Annotated in this window: 17 protein-coding genes; 2 read left to right on the plus strand and 15 right to left on the minus strand. The window is 69.4% G+C overall.

What is annotated here, in order from left to right; genetic code table 11:
* Nucleotides 1–15: 15 nt before the first annotated feature.
* Complete coding sequence (locus tag AMD30_RS07470; RefSeq protein ID WP_055475192.1) at nucleotides 16–720, plus strand: hypothetical protein; 705 nt, start codon at nucleotides 16–18, stop codon at nucleotides 718–720.
* Here AMD30_RS07470 and AMD30_RS07475 read toward each other — a convergent pair.
* The 9 genes from AMD30_RS07475 to AMD30_RS07515 form a co-directional block, all read right to left on the minus strand.
* Complete coding sequence (locus tag AMD30_RS07475; protein WP_010842028.1) at nucleotides 702–1,307, minus strand: hypothetical protein; 606 nt, start codon at nucleotides 1,305–1,307, stop codon at nucleotides 702–704. The genes AMD30_RS07470 and AMD30_RS07475 overlap by 19 nt on opposite strands.
* Nucleotides 1,304–1,738 (minus strand): hypothetical protein, encoded by a 435-nt coding sequence (locus AMD30_RS07480; RefSeq protein ID WP_010842029.1) that lies wholly within the window; start codon nucleotides 1,736–1,738, stop codon nucleotides 1,304–1,306. Before AMD30_RS07480 ends, AMD30_RS07475 begins: the two co-directional genes overlap by 4 nt.
* Entirely contained in the window at nucleotides 1,735–2,589 is an 855-nt protein-coding gene (locus AMD30_RS07485) for a hypothetical protein (protein WP_055475193.1), read from the minus strand. Before AMD30_RS07485 ends, AMD30_RS07480 begins: the two co-directional genes overlap by 4 nt.
* 48 nt (nucleotides 2,590–2,637) lie before the next feature.
* On the minus strand, nucleotides 2,638–3,615 hold the full coding sequence (gene hemB / locus AMD30_RS07490) for a porphobilinogen synthase (protein WP_055475194.1): 978 nt from the start codon (nucleotides 3,613–3,615) through the stop codon (nucleotides 2,638–2,640).
* A 112-nt stretch (nucleotides 3,616–3,727) separates the two neighbouring features.
* The gene (locus AMD30_RS07495; RefSeq protein ID WP_055475195.1) at nucleotides 3,728–5,419 is read right to left on the minus strand and encodes a uroporphyrinogen-III synthase; all 1,692 of its coding nucleotides are present in this window, start codon (nucleotides 5,417–5,419) and stop codon (nucleotides 3,728–3,730) included.
* A gap of 49 nt (nucleotides 5,420–5,468) precedes the next feature.
* Complete coding sequence (gene hemC / locus AMD30_RS07500) at nucleotides 5,469–6,413, minus strand: hydroxymethylbilane synthase (RefSeq protein ID WP_055475196.1); 945 nt, start codon at nucleotides 6,411–6,413, stop codon at nucleotides 5,469–5,471.
* Complete coding sequence (locus AMD30_RS07505) at nucleotides 6,410–7,789, minus strand: glutamyl-tRNA reductase (RefSeq protein ID WP_055475197.1); 1,380 nt, start codon at nucleotides 7,787–7,789, stop codon at nucleotides 6,410–6,412. The genes hemC and AMD30_RS07505 overlap by 4 nt, the downstream gene beginning before the upstream one ends.
* Nucleotides 7,786–8,592 (minus strand): redox-sensing transcriptional repressor Rex, encoded by an 807-nt coding sequence (locus AMD30_RS07510; protein ID WP_055475198.1) that lies wholly within the window; start codon nucleotides 8,590–8,592, stop codon nucleotides 7,786–7,788. Before AMD30_RS07510 ends, AMD30_RS07505 begins: the two co-directional genes overlap by 4 nt.
* 150 nt (nucleotides 8,593–8,742) lie before the next feature.
* Nucleotides 8,743–8,997 (minus strand): glutaredoxin family protein, encoded by a 255-nt coding sequence (locus tag AMD30_RS07515; protein WP_055475263.1) that lies wholly within the window; start codon nucleotides 8,995–8,997, stop codon nucleotides 8,743–8,745.
* 180 nt (nucleotides 8,998–9,177) lie between these two features.
* On the opposite strand from AMD30_RS07515, the gene AMD30_RS07520 reads away from it, so the two are divergent.
* Complete coding sequence (locus tag AMD30_RS07520) at nucleotides 9,178–10,305, plus strand: HAD family hydrolase (protein WP_055475199.1); 1,128 nt, start codon at nucleotides 9,178–9,180, stop codon at nucleotides 10,303–10,305.
* Between the two features lie 35 nt (nucleotides 10,306–10,340).
* Here AMD30_RS07520 and AMD30_RS07525 read toward each other — a convergent pair whose 3' ends face one another.
* The 6 genes from AMD30_RS07525 to AMD30_RS07545 form a co-directional block, all read right to left on the minus strand.
* On the minus strand, nucleotides 10,341–12,002 hold the full coding sequence (locus tag AMD30_RS07525; RefSeq protein ID WP_055475200.1) for an HNH endonuclease signature motif containing protein: 1,662 nt from the start codon (nucleotides 12,000–12,002) through the stop codon (nucleotides 10,341–10,343).
* A gap of 378 nt (nucleotides 12,003–12,380) precedes the next feature.
* Entirely contained in the window at nucleotides 12,381–13,544 is a 1,164-nt protein-coding gene (locus AMD30_RS07530) for a zinc-binding dehydrogenase (protein ID WP_055475201.1), read from the minus strand.
* A 75-nt stretch (nucleotides 13,545–13,619) separates the two neighbouring features.
* A complete protein-coding gene (locus AMD30_RS07535; protein WP_197282753.1) occupies nucleotides 13,620–14,792 on the minus strand; it encodes a lysophospholipid acyltransferase family protein in 1,173 nt (390 codons plus the stop codon).
* A 198-nt stretch (nucleotides 14,793–14,990) separates the two neighbouring features.
* Nucleotides 14,991–16,043: an NAD-dependent epimerase/dehydratase family protein gene (locus AMD30_RS07540; RefSeq protein ID WP_055475203.1), complete on the minus strand. Its 1,053-nt coding sequence runs from the start codon at nucleotides 16,041–16,043 to the stop codon at nucleotides 14,991–14,993.
* A 98-nt stretch (nucleotides 16,044–16,141) separates the two neighbouring features.
* Complete coding sequence (locus AMD30_RS24475) at nucleotides 16,142–16,243, minus strand: 30S ribosomal protein bS22 (RefSeq protein WP_003402602.1); 102 nt, start codon at nucleotides 16,241–16,243, stop codon at nucleotides 16,142–16,144.
* Nucleotides 16,244–16,567: 324 nt separating this feature from the next.
* A complete protein-coding gene (locus AMD30_RS07545; protein WP_004019963.1) occupies nucleotides 16,568–16,801 on the minus strand; it encodes a helix-turn-helix domain-containing protein in 234 nt (77 codons plus the stop codon).
* Nucleotides 16,802–16,835: the final 34 nt, after the last annotated feature.

The following is a 16,835-nucleotide window of genomic DNA, read 5'->3' on the forward strand; positions in this document are numbered from 1 at the left end:
CGGAAGGGGACTCATGTGAGTGCTCTGCCCGACCTCGTCACGACCCCGTTCCGCTGGCTCGCCGCCCTGCGGCACGCCCGGGTGTTCCACCCCGACGGTCTCCTCTGCGGGGGGCGAGCCGCACTGTCCGCCGATCACCCACTGCCCTTCCGCAGCGGTCCGGTGTCGGTACGGGTGTCGAAGGGGATCGGCACGCCCGGCGGACTGCCGGACATCGTCGGAGTGGCCATCCGGTTCCCGGCGGCCGACCCCGGCACGGTGGGCGGCGGGGGCGTCTCGTCGACGACCGATGCCACCGGTACCTGGGATCTCCTGCTCGCCGGCCCGGCCCCGCTGGCCGGCCGGGTACCGCTGCCGCTCCCGACGACGCACTGGGCCACCGCGGTGTCGAGCCTGACGCCCTACCGATACGACGGAGAGCTGTACTGGATCCGGGCCCGCATCCTCGAGCCGTCGGACTCCTCCGGGGTGTCGATCGAGGACCTGGCTGCTCGTCTGCGCCGGAACCAGCCGATCGTCATCGTCCTGGAAGCGGGTGCCCGACGGTTCGTGCCCGTGGTCCGGATCGAACTCGACCACGTCCTCACCGGACTCGACGTCGACTTCGACCCGATCCTGCACCGGCCCGAAGGCGTCGAGTTCGCGCCGTCGTGGCTGGGCGATCTACGACGCCGCGCCTACCGCGACAGCCGGGCGGGCCGTCACTCGGTCACGTCCTGATCCCCGGGGTCCCGGCCCGTGGTCGGGGTGCCCCTGGGCGGCAGACCCAGCCGGACCGCCTCGTGCGCCTGCGTGAGTTCGCTGCGCAACCGTTCGACGTCCCGGGCCCATGCCTGGGCGAGTGTCCCCGAGGTCAGCTTCACGCCGATACCCTTGCGGCGCCTGGGTACTCCGTGCAGCTCGCCGAGCGCGGACGAACTCTCCCAGTCCTCCGGGGTGTGACCGTGGTTGGGCGGGAAGATCTTCTCGATGTCGGCGAGCGGGGTCGTGACGGCGCCCTGCCGGAGGGTGGTCTCGGTGAGTTCGACACTGACATGGCGACGCGCCGCGGACACCTGCACGACCGAGAACCCGAGGAGGAGCACGAAGAAGATCGCCAGCACCGGCCAGTGCACCTGACCGGGTCCGGCGATCTCCAGGGCCAGGACAGCACCGACCAGGATCGGACCGATGACGACGACCCACCAACTGCCCCCGGATTCGGCGAACAAGATCTCCCCCGCCGGTTCCACGGGGTCCGCCACATCGGGTTCCGGGGCGTCGGGTTCCGGGGGTTCGGGCTCGGAGGCGGGCGGATCGGAGGTCACGTGTTCTTCTTGCGGGACCGGCGGGCCGGAGCGTCCGGCTCCTTGCCGGTGTACCAGGTCTCGGCGGGCGGCCGGTAGGCGAGCAACGACCCGAACAGACCGACGATCGCAGCGAGCAGGGGAAATGCGAAGAACTGGATTCCCAGGCTCAGGAACAGCAGCATCGCCACGACGACCAGGGTCAGCGCCGCCAGCGACGAGCGCCACCGCACATCGCCGGTGTAGGCCTTGCTGCCCAGCAGGATGTACGCGACACCCACCACGACGACCATCGCACCCAGCACTCCGGAGGTGACGGTCCCGGTGTCGGCGACCGCGGACACGACGATCACCAGCGCGCCGAGCGCTATCAGCAGCGCGCCCGAGGCCAGCCAGCACCGGTAGGCCCAGACGACGAGTTTCGGACGCAGCGCCGGATCGGGACTTGTCACTGGTTCTTCGGTCCTTCGTTCTGGTTCTCGGACCCCGAGTTCTCGGGGCGCAGGTTCTCGGGGCGCGGCTTCTCGAGATGGACGGGCTCCGAGTGGGGCTTCTCGGGATGAGGGCCGACGCGCTCATCCCGATGTTCGCTGTCACCATACGGCGTGTTCTCGCCGTATGGGTTCGGGTCATACGGACTGCGGCCGGACGGGTTCTGGCCATACGGATTCTGTCCGTAGGGGTTCTGTCCGTACGGGTTCTGGCTGTACGGGTTCTGTCCGTACGGGTTCTGGCCATACGGATTCTGGCCGTACGGATACGGCGGCGTCGGGGGGTGGATCGGTTGTGGCTTGCGCGCCTGCGCCATGGCCCGGCAATACGTCTCGGAGTCGCCGCGCATCAGCAGCACTGTCGCGCCGAGCGCCGCGACGCCGCTGATCACCTGCGGGACCATCGCCCACGCCGGCGACGTGTCGCCACCGAACAGCGAGAAGAGCAAGCTGACCACGACGTAGACACCCATCGCCGACAGCACGATGCGCGCCCAGTTGTAGCCCTTGCGGGTGAACCAGACGACCAAGGCCGTGATCGCGGTGAGGAACAGCGACGTCACGACCAGCACACCGACCACGAACCCCGACGAGGTCATGAAGTCGATCTGCTCGGGCGGGACCCCTTCCTGCGGAGCGGAACTCACCTGATCGCGGATCATGTCGACGAAGGTGCCGGTCTGCGCGAACATCGCCACGATCTGCCCGACGATCACCACCACCCACAGCTCGACGGCGATGGAGACGGAGTCGGGGATCTTCGGTCGCGACGGCGCGCCGGGGTCGGACGCGGGGTCGTACGGTGCGGACATGGGACCAGCCTAGTGAACGGGCAGCACGACGAGCCCTACACGCTCAGGTCAGGACAGGCGCTGCGCCACCTCGGCCGCCCAGTAGGTCAGGACGATCGACGCACCGGCCCGTCGGATGGCGGTCAGCGATTCCAGGATCGCGGCATCGCGATCGATCCACCCGCGTTCGGCGGCGGCGGAGATCATCGAGTACTCGCCGCTGATCTGGTAGGCCGCGACCGGCACGTCACTCATGTCGGCGACGTCGCGCACGATGTCGAGGTAACTCATCGCCGGCTTCACCATCACGATGTCGGCGCCCTCCTCGAGGTCGAGCCGGACCTCGCGCAGCGCCTCGACCCGGTTGGCCGCGTCCTGCTGGTACGTGCGCCGGTCGCCCTGCAGCGACGAGCCGACCGCCTCGCGGAACGGGCCGTAGAACGCCGAGGCGTACTTCGCGGCGTAGGCCAGGATCCCGGTGTCGGTGAAGCCCTCGGCGTCGAGGGCGGCCCGGATCGAGGCGACCTGGCCGTCCATCATCCCGCTCGGCCCGAGGAGATGCGCACCCGCCCGCGCCTGCGCCAGGGACATCGACACGTAGCGCTCGAGGGTCTCGTCGTTGTCGACGCGACCCCGACCGTCGACGACGCCACAGTGCCCGTGATCGGTGAACTCGTCGAGGCACGTGTCGGCCATCAGGACCGTGGCATCCCCGAGATCGTCACCGAGGGTGCGCAGAGCCCGGTTGAGGATTCCGTCGTCGGCATCCGCGCCCGACCCGGTGGCGTCCTTGTCCTCGGCGCGCGGCACCCCGAACAGCATGAGCCCGCCGACACCGGCGTCGACGGCCTCGGCCGCGGCGGTCCGCAGCGAATCCATCGTGTGCTGCACGACGCCCGGCATCGACGAGATCGGTACCGGGTCGTCGATGCCGTCGGCGACGAACATCGGCAGCACCAGATGTCGCGGCTCCAGCGAGGTCTCGGCGACCAGCCGGCGCATGGCCGGGGTGGTCCGCAGTCGTCGGGGCCGGATCACGGGTGGCATGGGTCTCCTTCGTCTCACGGGCCCTTCGAGGCTCGTCGAGCTCGACGCGCTCCTTCGTCGCTTGCTCGGCCCGGCGGCTATCGCTCCTCGCACCTCAGGGAGCAGGAGCAGCTCAGGAACGCGAGCGGCGAGACTTCTTGCGCGGGGGCGGAAGTGCGCCCTCGGCCCGAAGTCGGGCGGCGTGCTCGGCGAGCGCGTCGACGAGTTCGAGCACCGATGCGTTCTCCGGCTGCACATCCACCCGGAGGCCGAATTCCGTTGCGGTCTCGGCGGTCTTGGGCCCGATGCACGCGACGATGGTGCGCGCGTGCGGCTTTCCGGCGATGCCCACGAGATTGCGCACGGTCGAGCTGGAGGTGAAGCAGACCGCGTCGAAACCACCGGTCTTGATCATCTCGCGGGTCTCGGCGGGCGGCGGTGCGGCGCGCACGGTGCGGTAAGCGGTGACGTCGTCGATCTCCCAGCCGCGGTCGCGCAGTCCCTCGGACAGTGTCTCGGTCGCGATGTCGGCGCGCGGCAACAGGACTCGGTTCACCGGGTCGAAGACGTCGTCGTAGGGCGGGAAGTCCTCGAGGAGACCGAGCGAGCTCTGCTCACCCGACGGCACGAGTTCGGGGTTGATGCCGAAGGAGCGCACCTTCTCGGCGGTGGCCTCGCCGACGCAGGCGATCTTGACGCCGGAGAACGCCCGGGCGTCCAGCCCGAACTCGGCGAACTTCTCCCACACCGCGCGCACCGCGTTGGTGGAGGTGAACACCACCCACTGGTACCGCCCGTCGACGAGACCCTTGACGGCGCGTTCCATCTGCGCGGGGCTCCGCGGCGGTTCGACCGCGATGGTCGGCACCTCCTTGGGCATCGCACCGTGGCTGACGAGCCGTTCGCTCATGTCGCCGGCCTGGTCCTTCGTCCGCGGCACCAGGACGGTCCAGCCGTACAGGGCGCGCGACTCCCACCACGACAGCTTGCCGCGCGCGCCCACGACCTTGCCGACCGTGACGATCAGCGGACCGGTGAGCGCGTTGCCCTGCTCGTTGAGCGTCGCGAGCGTGGCCTCGATGGTGCGCTGCGCACAGGTGGTGCCGTTGATGGTGATGGCGGCCGGGGTCTGGGGGGCCATGCCGTGCTCGGTGAGCGCGCTGGCGGTCTCGGCCAGGTGGCCCGATGTCGCGTGCAGCACCAGCGGGCCGGGGGCGGCGGCCAGCGCGGCCCAGTCGACCTCGCCGCGCACGTCGGCCTCGGTGTGGGTGGAACCGAGCGGCATGCCGGCGTAGCTCGGGACCACGGATGCGGCGGGCAGGCCCGGCAGCACCTCGAAGGTGACCGTCGTACGGGCGACGGCGTTGACCTCGGCGAGGACCGAATCGGTGGTCAGCGGGTCGCCGGCGACGACGCGCACGACGTCGTCGCCGTTGCGGGCCGCGGCCACGAGGGTCTTGGCGACCTCGGCCGGATCGCCGAGCGCCGGCCGGACCACCGATTCCTCGTCGGTCTGCCCGGCATCGGTCGCGCCGGCCTCGTCACCGGCGGCCTGCGAATCGTCGGCCGGTGCGGCGGGCGTCGACGCGGCGTCGTCAGCGGGCTTCTCGGCCTTCTTGGTGGATCGGCGAGTGTCGGCGGCGGGTTCGTCGCGATGCGCACTGCCGATCAGCGACACCACCGGCGCGGGTACATCGGGATCGATGTAGGCGGTGGTCGCGTTGGTGATCACGGTGCGTGCCCGCACGGTGAGCAGGTCTGGGTCCCCTGGACCCGACCCCACGAACAGGATCCGTCCGGGATTTGCCTTCTTCGTACGGCTCATGGGTTCGCACTCTCCTGCCCTCTCGGCGAGGGCTGCAGTTCGTTCTCTGCTAGGGAGAGTTGACGAGGTCGCCCGCTCCCAGCTCCAGCAGTTCGGCGGCGAGGTCCTTGCCCAGCTGAACGGCACGATCGACCGGACCCACCACCGAAGCGCGGATCACGTCCGACCCGTCCTCGGCCGCCACCGCCGCACGCAACGACAGTTCGGCGAAGATGCGCCCGTCCTCGTCGATCGACTCGACCACCTCGGCGATCGCACCGACCGGTGCGGTACATCCGGCTTCGAGAGCCGCGAGTACCGCCCGTTCGGCCTCGATGGCCGCGCGGGTGGACTGGTCGTCCAACTCGGCGAGAATTCTCACCAGTTCGGCATCGTCTGAGCGGCACTCCACAGCGAGTGCACCCTGCGCCGGCGCCGGCAGCATGACCACCGGTTCGAGCGCCTCGGAGACCACGTCGGTCCGTCCGATCCGCACGAGTCCGGCGCGGGCGACCACGACTGCGTCGAGTTCGCCGCTGGCGACTTTGCCCAACCGAGAGTCTAGGTTGCCTCGTAGGGGGCGGATTTCCAAACCGAGACCCAGTGCTCTAAGCTGCGCGGCCCGCCGGGGGGCCGAGGTACCGATCACCGAGCCGGGCGGCAGTTCGCCGAGCACCATTCCGTCGCGTGCGACCAGCGCATCCCGGGGATCGACCCGCGGCGGGACGGCCGCGATCGTGAGGTCACTTTCGGGGGCGGTCGGGAGGTCCTTGTACGAGTGCACCGCGACGTCGACCTCGTTGTTCCGCAGCGCGACGCGGATCGCCGTGGTGAACACCCCGACGCCGATCTCGGCGACGGGGGCCGCCGAGGCGTCACCGGCGGTCTTGATGATGACCAGTTCGGCGGGATGTCCGGCGGCGGTCAGGGCGTCGGCGATGGTCTGCGACTGGGTCCGGGCCAGCAGCGAGCCCCGCGTACCGATCCGGATCGGCGCGGTGGAGGGTTCGCTCATCGGTCACCCAGATCGCCGGCCGCGTCGCCCGAAGGCAGGCCACCGAGATGGTCGGGAGCCGAAACCGCTTCGGCTGCACCGGGTTTGAGTTCGAACAGCTCGCGCAGCGCCTCGGCGTAGTGATCCCCGTTGGGGGTCGAGGCGAGCTGCTTGACGCGCACGGTCGGTGCGTGCAGCAGCTTGTCGACGACGCGGCGGACGGTCTTGGCGACCTCGTCGCGCTGTGCGCCCTCGAGGTCGGGCAGGCGGGTCTCGAGGCGCAGGATCTCGGCCTCGACGACGTCGGCCGCGCGCTGGCGCAGGGCCGCGACGGTCGGGGTGACCTCCGCCTGACGCTGGTGCGTGAGGTAGTCGGCGAGCTCGGCGGCGACGATCGACCTGGCGGCGAGGGTGTCGTTCTCGGCGGCCTGGGTCTCGGAGTCGCCGCGCAGTCCCTCGATGTCGACGATGTGCACGCCGGGCAGGCGGGCCGCGGCGGGGTCGACGTTACGCGGGAGCCCGAGGTCGCAGATGACGAGCGGAGCTGCGTCCCCGGTACGGGCCGCGAGTGCCGAGTGCACCGACCCGACGCCGACGACCGCGCCGATCGCGCCCGTGCACGTGACGACGACGTCGGCGGTGGCCATCGCGGCCGGCAGGTCGTCGAGCCCGACGCCGCGGACGCTGATGCCGTGGTTGGCGGCGATGTTGCCCGCGAGGTGGTCGGCCTTGTCGACGGTCCGGTTGACGACGACCATCTCGGTCACGCCCTCACGGGCCAGCTGCGCGGTCGCCAGACCGCCCATGGCGCCGGCACCGACGACCACCGCGCGGCGCAGGCGGTGCGCGCCCGTCGCGGGATCGGTGAGCAGCGACTTGGCACGGTGCAGCGCGACGGAGACCACGGAGGCACCCGCGCGGTCGATCCCGGTCTCGGTGTGCACGCGCTTGCCGACCCGCAGCGCCTGCTGCGCCAGCTCGTGCAGCACTCGTCCGGCGGAGTCGTTGGCGTCGGCGCTGAGGTAGGCGTTGCGGATCTGACCGAGGATCTGCTGCTCGCCGACGACGAGCGAGTCGAGGCCCGCCGCGACGGTGAACAGATGCTCGACGGCGGCCTCGGAGTAACGAACGTAGGCGTGGCGGGTCATCTCGTTGACGGTCATGCCGGAGTGGTCGCCGAGGACCGAGCCGACCGCCTCGAGCGCCGGGTGGAAGGCGTCGACGACGGCATAGATCTCCACGCGGTTGCACGTGGACACGAGCATGGCTTCGGAGATCGCGCGCGAGGAGAGCAGTTCGTCGATCAGTTTGGGGCGGTCGTGGTCGGAGACCGCCAACCGCTCGAGCACCTCGACGGGAGCACTGCGGTGCGATACCCCGAACAACAGAACACTCACGCTGTCACCGTTTCTTCACCCATCACATTTCCCTGGTGTCCGGCACTTCCCCGGTGCCCCCGCGTCGGCTTCGCCTCGCGCGCCTCCTTGACGTCGTCGCGCGGCCCGCGAGAGGCCTGGAAAGCCAACACCTGTAGTTCCAAGGCTAGATCAACTTGTCTGACGACAACATCCGACTCCGCCGGAAGCGACACGGGCGTGACGTTGAGCACCTGCCGGACACCCGCGGCCACGAAGGCGTCGAAGACGCGTCGGGCGTCGTCGTCGGCGGTGGCGATCACCGCGATCTCGACGGCCGGGACCACCTGTGCGCAGACGGCGGCGATGTCGGTCAGCGGGGCGACCCGCGGGCCGCCCGGCTCGAGAACCGCGCCGGTCAGGGCCGGATCGGCGTCGAACATCGCGGCGACCCGGAAGCCGCGTCCGAAGCCGGCGTGCGACAGCAGCGCACGGCCGAGCGAGCCGGCGCCCGCGAGCGCGACGGTGTGGATGCTGTCGGTGTGCAGCGTCATCGAGATCCGGGCGGTCAGCCTGCCCACGTCGTATCCGACGCCGCGCACGCCGTTGGCGCCGACGTAGGAGAGGTCCTTGCGCAGGATGGCCGGGTTGACCCCGGCTGCCGTCGCGAGCTCGCCGCTCGACGCCAGCAGGATGCCCCGACGACTGAACGAGCGCAGTACGTGCAGGTAGGTGGCCAACCGGGCGACCGTGGGACCGGGGATGTCGGTGGCGGGGCCGTCGACCGGAGGGACGGCGGACGCAGGAGGGTCGGCGTCGGCCGACTTCGCACTCTCCGCGCCCACTCGCACTCCCACACATCTGCCGGCGTCACCAGACACCGGGACCCGACTCTTCCCGACCAAGGGAGGATATAACTTCCCTGTGAATCTGTTCACACGGCCCCTCGGGGTCGGCCGAGCTGTGTTAGGCGTCTCGTCGAACGTGGGCGCCGATCACCGCCGCGCCGCGAGATCGTCCCGCAGACGCGGTTCGTCGACTTCCCAGTAGCTGTGCTCGTCACCGTCGAGGAGGACCACCGGGAGCCGGTCGCCGAACTCGGCGCGCACGTCCGGCCGACCCCCTTCGGCCGCCTCGTCGACGTCGACCTCGGTGAACTCCACGCCCATGTCGGCGCAGATCCGGGTCAGTTCGGAGCGGGCCGCCGCGCACGCCGCGCACCCCGCACGGGTCAACAGTTCCACCGTCATGCCGACCATCCTCCCAGCGCAGCGCCCGCGGGATCAGCCGGGTGACCCTCCCCCGCCGACGGTGTGCGGTCCGTCACCGGGCGTGGGGATCGAACGCCGGAGACCAGTCGCCCGGTTCCCAGGCGCACCACTAGGCTGTACCCGGCAAGCAGTGCTGGCGCTACGCGTGGGAGGTGGGCAGTGGGCGAGACCCCGGGCCCGGAAGACCGGCAGGACGACGAGACGCCTGACGACGCCGCACTTCTCCCGCCGAATCCGATGCAGGGCGACGGCCCGACGGGCGACGACTGGGAGGCCCACGCCGCGAGCGTGGAGTTCACCGACGACTTCGACGAGGACGCCGAACTCCACGAACTCGTCGACGACGAGACCAACCGGGTCACCACCTGGATCTCCCAGCGAGCGACCGCCGCGACCGGCCGCTTCCGGCAGACCGCGCACGAACTCCGCCAGACGCTGGCCGGTGAGGCGAGCGCGAAGGCCGCCGTCGACTCGCTGCGTTCGCGCCCGACGGCCGAGATCCCGGGCGAACCCCGCCGCGACCTCACCGCCGCCGCCTTCTTCGACGTCGACAACACCCTGGTCCAGGGCGCGTCGATCGTGCACTTCGCTCGCGGTCTCGCCGCGCGGAAGTACTTCACCTACGGCGACATCATGGATTTCGCGTGGACGCAGGCGAAGTTCCGGATCACCGGCAAGGAGAATGCGCGCGACGTCGCGGAGGGCCGGGAGAAGGCGTTGTCGTTCATCGCGGGCAAGCCGACCGCCGAACTCGTCGAACTCGGCGAGGAGATCTTCGACGACTACATCGCCGACAAGATCTGGCCGGGCACCCGGGCCCTGGCCCAGCGTCACCTCGACGCCGGGCAGCAGGTGTGGCTCGTGACCGCGACACCGGTCGAACTCGCACAGACGATCGCCGACCGACTGGGCCTCACCGGCGCGCTGGGCACCGTCGCCGAGAGCGTCGACGGGGTCTTCACCGGACGGCTCGTCGGTGACATCCTGCACGGGCCCGGTAAGGCCCATGCCGTGCGCGCACTCGCGATCCGGGAGGGGCTCAACCTCAAACGGTGTACGGCGTACTCGGACTCGCACAACGACGTGCCGATGCTGTCACTGGTCGGCCGCGCGGTGGCGATCAACCCCGACACCGACCTGCGCGACGTCGCCAAGGTCCGCGGGTGGGAGATGTACGACTTCCGCACGGCGCGAAAGGCCGCCAAGTACGGGGCCGGGACCGCGATCGTGCTCGGTGCCGCGGGCGGAGGCGCCGCGGCGGCCGCCCGGTTCCTCCGGCAGCGCTGACCTTTCCTCCACGCTGCCGGCCCCGGCTCCCCGGATCAGAAGGGCGGTGGGTCGAGGCGGTCGAGTTCTTCGCGGGCTCGTTTGTTGCGGGCGCGTTCGTGTCGCCGGCGGGCCAGTTTGGCGTCCAGTCGGCTGGGGGCGCGCTCCCGGTTGTCGGCGGAGGCGATGACGTGTGGTGTGGGTGGGGCTTGGGCGGCCTGTTCGAACCGGATTCGCCGAAGGTTGGGGAAGGTGTCCTCGAGGGTTTCGGCATCCCCGGGCAGGGTGACCCCTTCGGGGGTCTCGTACTCGGTGACCAGGCGGTCGTCTTCGTCGCGGTATTGCACGTCGACCCAGTCACCGTGGGTTTTGAGGAGGTGACTGGGGCGGCATTTGGCGTTGAGGTTCTCACTCGACGTCGCCCCACCCCGGGCGGGGTCGGTGTGGTCGTATTCGGTGACGTGGTCGAGATCGCATGCGAATGCCGAACGGGTGCAGCCGGGTTCGGTGCAATACCCGTCCCGGACCCGCACGAAATCAGCGCACGACGCGGTCGGCCGGTACCCGTTGCCAGGATGGGTTGCCGGGTAAACCACTGCTACCGATGCGGTGGTGTCGCCGGGCTCACCGTCCGATCGAGTTGTGGCGCCACCGTTGTCGTCGTCGGCTCGTGTGTCTTCGGCTGGTGTCGGGTGTTGGGCGGTCCGCCGGTGATCGTCGTCGTTGGTGGCGACGTAGGTGGGTTGGGTGCGGGCCGGGGTGACCGGGGACAGCGTGGCGTCCGGGCGGGCGGCGAGGTCACGCACATGCTCGTCGCTGATGATGCCGTGCTCGTCGAGGAACCCCACCCCCGGCGCCCCCGCGAGGGTGGCGGCGTCGGTGACCACATGGATCACTATCTCGGCGCGCACCGCCTCGAGGACACTCTGCGGGTCGGGAATGTCGGCAGTGCAGGGCTCGTCGTCGGCGCACTGGCACTCGAATGCCGTGCGGGTCAACAGCGCGAACATCGCATCGGACTGGCGGTGCCCGCGCTTGCGCCCGTCTCGTTTGCATACCGCATCAGCGAGGACGCTGACAGCTTTGGCTGAGATCCGCACGTTCTCTGCCGACATGACGGCGGTGAGTTCGGCGGTGCCGTCGGGCAGTTCGTGGGTCCACACCCCACGTTGGTCCATCGCGTCTTTGCGGCGTTGGCGTACCGCATCCGGATCGTGGCGGAACACGAGGCGGTCGACCATGTCCCGCAACCGCGCCCGATCCCACACACCGCTGCGGCGGCGCAGAGTATCGGCGATCTCGGCGTCGAGGGCGGGGATGACGGGGTCGTCGGCGGGGATCAGCTCGGTGCGGGAGAGGATCAGCCGGATCTGCCACTGCGACAGGACCCCGTCACGCAAGGTGTCGGCGGTGTCGGGGAGCCGGTCACGCAGGGCGATTGCCTCGTCGATCAAGATTTCGGCCTGCCGTCGTGACACCGCGGCTTGGCGGGCGATCCGGGCGGCGCAGTCGGCGTGGCCGTCCATCACGAAGCCTGAGGCGCTGGTGGTGACGAGCCGGTCGGTCATCGCCGCGATCGTCTGATATCGATGCCAGGCGAGATAGGACTCTCCGCGTCGGGTGGCGTCGAGGCCGGCCATCAACATGACCATGTCGGTCTCGGCCGCGCGGGCAGGATCGACCCCGGCGACGAACTCGCCCGGTAGATCGGTCCACACCCTCACAACGCCCCCGACGCCTGTTTCGCCACCCGCCCCGAGTTGGGTGATGTGTTTCGACCAATGTAAACCCGACCACCGACAAACCCTGATCGGTCTCAGCTGATGACATCGTCGTAGACGAAACGGGTTCTGGGCGTTGCGGTATCCCAGCCGTGTTCGACGATGGCTGAGTTCCTCGGGTCATCAGGTGGTTTCGACACGGCGCCTCGCTCCGCTCGGGGCCGGCTCAACCAGCGGAGGGGGTGCTGGCTCAACCAGCGGAGGGGGTGCTGGCTCAACCAGCGGTCAGGGGCCGCCCAGTCGACGGGATTCGACGCACGGTCAACAATCTATTGCGACAACCGGATTCGGCCACCGCACCGTGTCGCCCCGGTCCTACAGCGTCGCCACCTCGCTCATGGGATCGATGAGGACCTTCGCGTGGTGTTCGGCGCCACCGAGGGCGTCGAACGCCGCCCCGACACCGTCGAGACCGACCGTCGCGGTGATCAGCGGTGCGACGTCGACCTTGCCGTCCGCGATCATGTGCAGGGTGTCGTGGAACTCGGCGGGATCGTAGGCGAACACGAAGCGCAGTTCGTGCTCCTTGTTCAGCGCCATGGCCGGCCGGAACGTGTCGGGTTCCATGCACACCCCGACCACGACGACGCGTGACCGGAAGGGCGCCTCGGTCACCACGTACTCGATCATCCCCGGGGTGCCCACGCACTCGAAGACGACCGGACCCTTCGGCGTCGCCCCCAGACGATCGGCCATCCGGAACAGAGATGACCACGGCGCCAACGGAATCCGGCGAAGGGTTCGCATCGCGTCGAAGGCCGCGCCGAGCAGGTCCTGGGCCCGGGTGATGTACTGACCGGCCTCGGCGCACCGCTCGAAGGGTGAGGTCACCGCCGGGTCGACGACGATGTCGGCGCCCACCCGGTGCGCGAGTGCGCGCCTGCCTGGTGACGGGTCGCTCGCGATCACCGTCCGGACCCCGTCCGCCTTCAGCATGGCGACCATCGCGAGCCCGATCGGCCCACATCCGATCACGACCGCGACGTCGCGACGCCCGACGTCCCCCCGCCGGACCGCGTGGTGGGCGACGGCCATCGGTTCGGTCAGGGCGGCGTGCTCGGCCGACAGACCGTCCGGGACCTCGAAGGTCATGTCCTCCGACACCAGCACGAACTGGGCGTACCCGCCGGGTGCGGACTCCGACAGACCGGTCAGATGCGCCTGGGATCCATGTCGGATCATCGGCACGGCCACCACGGGCGTGCCGGGCGCCCACCGCTTACGGCATCCGGGCCCGTAGGAGACCACCTCGCCGGCGAACTCGTGTCCCATGACCACCGACTGCCCGGACCGCATGAACGCGTCGTAGCCGACCTCTGCGGACACCTCCGCCGAGGCGTCACAGTGGACGCGGGCATGCAGATCCGATCCGCAGATCCCGGCGCGCAGCACCCGCAACAACACCTGCCCGTCACCGGGCTCGGGGGTGGGGATCTCCTGGACCGTCAGCTCGCCGTTCCGGCACACCACTGCACGCATGCACCATGGGTATCAGCTGACGGGCCGGTGCGGGCGCCGAACGCGTGCCATTCGGCGCCTCGAGGGCTGCGGTCGTCAGCCGAAGTAGACACTCCCGCGCCGGCTGAGCATCCGGAACAGGGTCTGTTGGATCTCTTCGCGCACGTGGTCGGTGAGGTCGAAGACCACCATCGGGTCGTCGGCGGACGCCTCGTCGTAGGACCCGGTCTCGATGGGCCGGCCGAAGTGGATGTGCCACTTCGACGGCAACGGCACCATGCCCAACGGGCCGAGCCACGGGAACAGCGGGGTGACCGGGAAGTACGGCAGGCCGAGGATCTTGGCGAGCGGCTTGAGGTCGGCGAGCATCGGGTAGATCTCCTCGGAACCGACGATCGACACCGGGATGATCGGCGCGGCATTGCGCAGCGCGGTGGTCACGAACCCGCCGCGACCGAACCGCTGGAGCTTGTAGCGGTCCTTGTACAGCTTGCCGATGCCCTTGTATCCCTCGGGCCAGACCGCGGTCAGCTCGCCGGCACGCAGAAGCCGGTCGGCGTCGGAGTTGCACGCCAGCGTCGCCCCGATCCGCCGGGCCACCTCGCTGAAGCCCGGCGTGTCGAAGGCCATGTCGGCGGCCAGCACGCGCAGATACCGGCCCTCGGGGTGGTTGTCGCGCACGGCCAGCGAGGTGATGACCGCGTCGACGGGGATGGTGCCCGCGTGATTGGCGACCAGGAGCGCCCCGCCCTCGCGCGGCAGGTTCTCGATACCGGTGACCTCGACGCGGAACCACTTCTCGTAGACCTGCCGGATGGCCGGGAACCACACCGACTCGGTGAAGTGGGGGTCGAAGCCGAACTCGTCGACCTCGTACTCCCCCGCCATCCGTTCGCGGATGAACCCGGCGGTCGAGGTGAGGGTGTCGGCGACCGCGCCACGCAGTCCGCCCAGGCTGAACAGCGGACTCGACCTCGTCGGGCCGCGGTGTTCGACACCCAGTGCCTCGTCGGGAAGCGTGATCTCGTCGCTGATCGGGGTGACCTGCGCCGGCGCTCGTCCGAACCCGTCGGTGTTGGGATGACCGAGCATCGACTCACGTTGCGCTGCTGCGGTTTTCGACAGTTCGTGACCGACCTGCTGACTCGGGTGGCGTCGGCGACCGGAATCCCGGACACCACGGGCGTCGGGGCCCGACGGCGACGTGTAGAGCTGAATGACTTTCGCGGTACGTGCATCTGTCGCTCCGCCACGTGCCAAAATGCTCACCCCTAGTTGTTTCCTGGGTACGGGATCCGGGCCGGGCCGGGGCCCGGATCTACGTCGATGTCGGCGCTCGAGCCGCCGCGGAGATCGATTCGCCGCACGCGTGCGCCGGATGCGATGTGGGTCTGACGTCCAAGTCTAGAGGTTGCACTCACGTTGCGCATGCTCACGTCGACTTCGTCACGATCGTGACCCGAAATTTCACTGCAGCTGGTGGGCCGCCGCGACGACCCGCTGTTCGAACAGTTTCCACGAATCGGACCCGATCACCGGCGTCACACCGCTGCGCTCGATGAAGTCGTCCAGCGTCTCGAGCGTCGTGTACCGCGGGACGAAGCCGAGTTCGGTCCGCATCCGCGTGGTGTCGAGCACCCGGCCATAGGTGAGGAACTCCGTCTGCGACGACCTCAGCTTCGCCGACCGCAAGTCCTGGAACACGCCCGCGATCGGAGCCAGGAGACTGCTCGGAACTGGCAGTTCGACGTGTCCGACGCGTCGGATCGCCTGCGTCAGGGTGACCACGCCCTCGCCGGAGATGTTGAACGTGCCGACCTTCCCGGCGAGGGTGACATGCTCCATCGCCGCCAGGGCGTCCTCTTCGTGCAGGAACTGCAACCGCGGCTGGAATCCGATCACCGTCGGCACGACCGGCAGCGAGAGGTAGGAACTCATCCGGGTGGTGATCCGCGGACCCAGCATCGCCTGCGGGCGGAGGATGGTGATGTCGATGTCCTGACGCCGGCGGCCCAGCCCCCGCACATAACCCTCGACGTCGAGTAGATCTCGACCGTATCCGCGCTTCGGCTCGCGGGGAGCGCGCGTCTCCTCGGAGAAGTGCGACGGGTCGCGGCTGCTGGCGCCGTAGACCATCGCGGTGGAACGCAGGACGAGTCGCTTGACCGACGGCGTGCGCTGACAGGCCGCGCACACCTGCATCGCCCCGACGAGGTTGAACTCCTTGATCGCCGCCGAGTGCGGGGCGGTGTCGGCGATCGAGGTCGCCGCGTGGACGACCGTGTCCACGTTGTAGGCGGCGAGCGCCTTGGCGATGGTGGGGCGCCGGATGTCGAGACGCAGGAACTCCGCACGTCCCATCCGACGCAGGAGGTCCTTGCGCGGCACCCGCGAATCGACCGCGAGGACCTTCTCGATGTCGGGGTTGGCCGCGAGGCGCGCCACGAGGTAGCCCCCGAGGAATGTCGATGCCCCGGTGACCAGGACCACCCTGGGCGCGGCGGAGGTGGGTTCGGCCATGTCCCGAGGCTATCGCCAGCCGAACGATTCGGCCCGACGAGCCGCCCTCGGAACGACAAAAGGACCCGCCGAAGCGGGTCCCGATGCCGAAGAAAGGCCTATTTGCCGAGTTTGCGACGCTGCACCCGGGTCCTGCGCAGCAGCTTGCGGTGCTTCTTCTTCGACATGCGCTTGCGGCGCTTCTTGATCACTGAACCCATCGGGGCGCTTCCTCACGATTGACACTGATGTACTTGTTCGGCCCTGGTCTGCACTTCAGCCGGGAACGGCGCCGGGAGCGAAGCGACGAGCGGCGGTGACAAAGGGCTCACCGGCGCATCCAGGTACGCGACCACCGAGCCTACCGGGCGGCACACCGGATCGGGAAATCGCGGTCGTCGACGATTCCGTTCCGGGGCCGCGGCGACACCCGTTCGCACGCCCGGGACAGCCACCGTCGAAGCAGAAGACCTCCGTGGCCGGCACGGGCCGGTCACGGAGGTCTTCCGATGAAACTGCTGTTCAGGCGTCCAGCGTGCGCCGGATCAGCCGGCGTCGAAGTACGACGTCTCCAGATAGTCGTGGACCGCTTTCGCGTGCACACGGAACGAGCGTCCGACCCGAACCGCGGGCAGTTCGCCGTTGTGGACGAGACGGTAGACGGTCATCTTCGAAACGCGCATCAACGATGCAACCTCGGCGACGGTGAGAAACTGCGACGCCGAAGCCGCGTTGCTCACTGCGCCAGTCCTGTCACCAGGAGTGTCTGCAGGTGCCATGAATCACTCATACCTCCGGTGCACGCGTCGCGGC

Origin of the sequence: Gordonia sp. HS-NH1 (genome assembly GCF_001418765.1) — a bacterium.
Taxonomy (GTDB): domain Bacteria; phylum Actinomycetota; class Actinomycetes; order Mycobacteriales; family Mycobacteriaceae; genus Gordonia.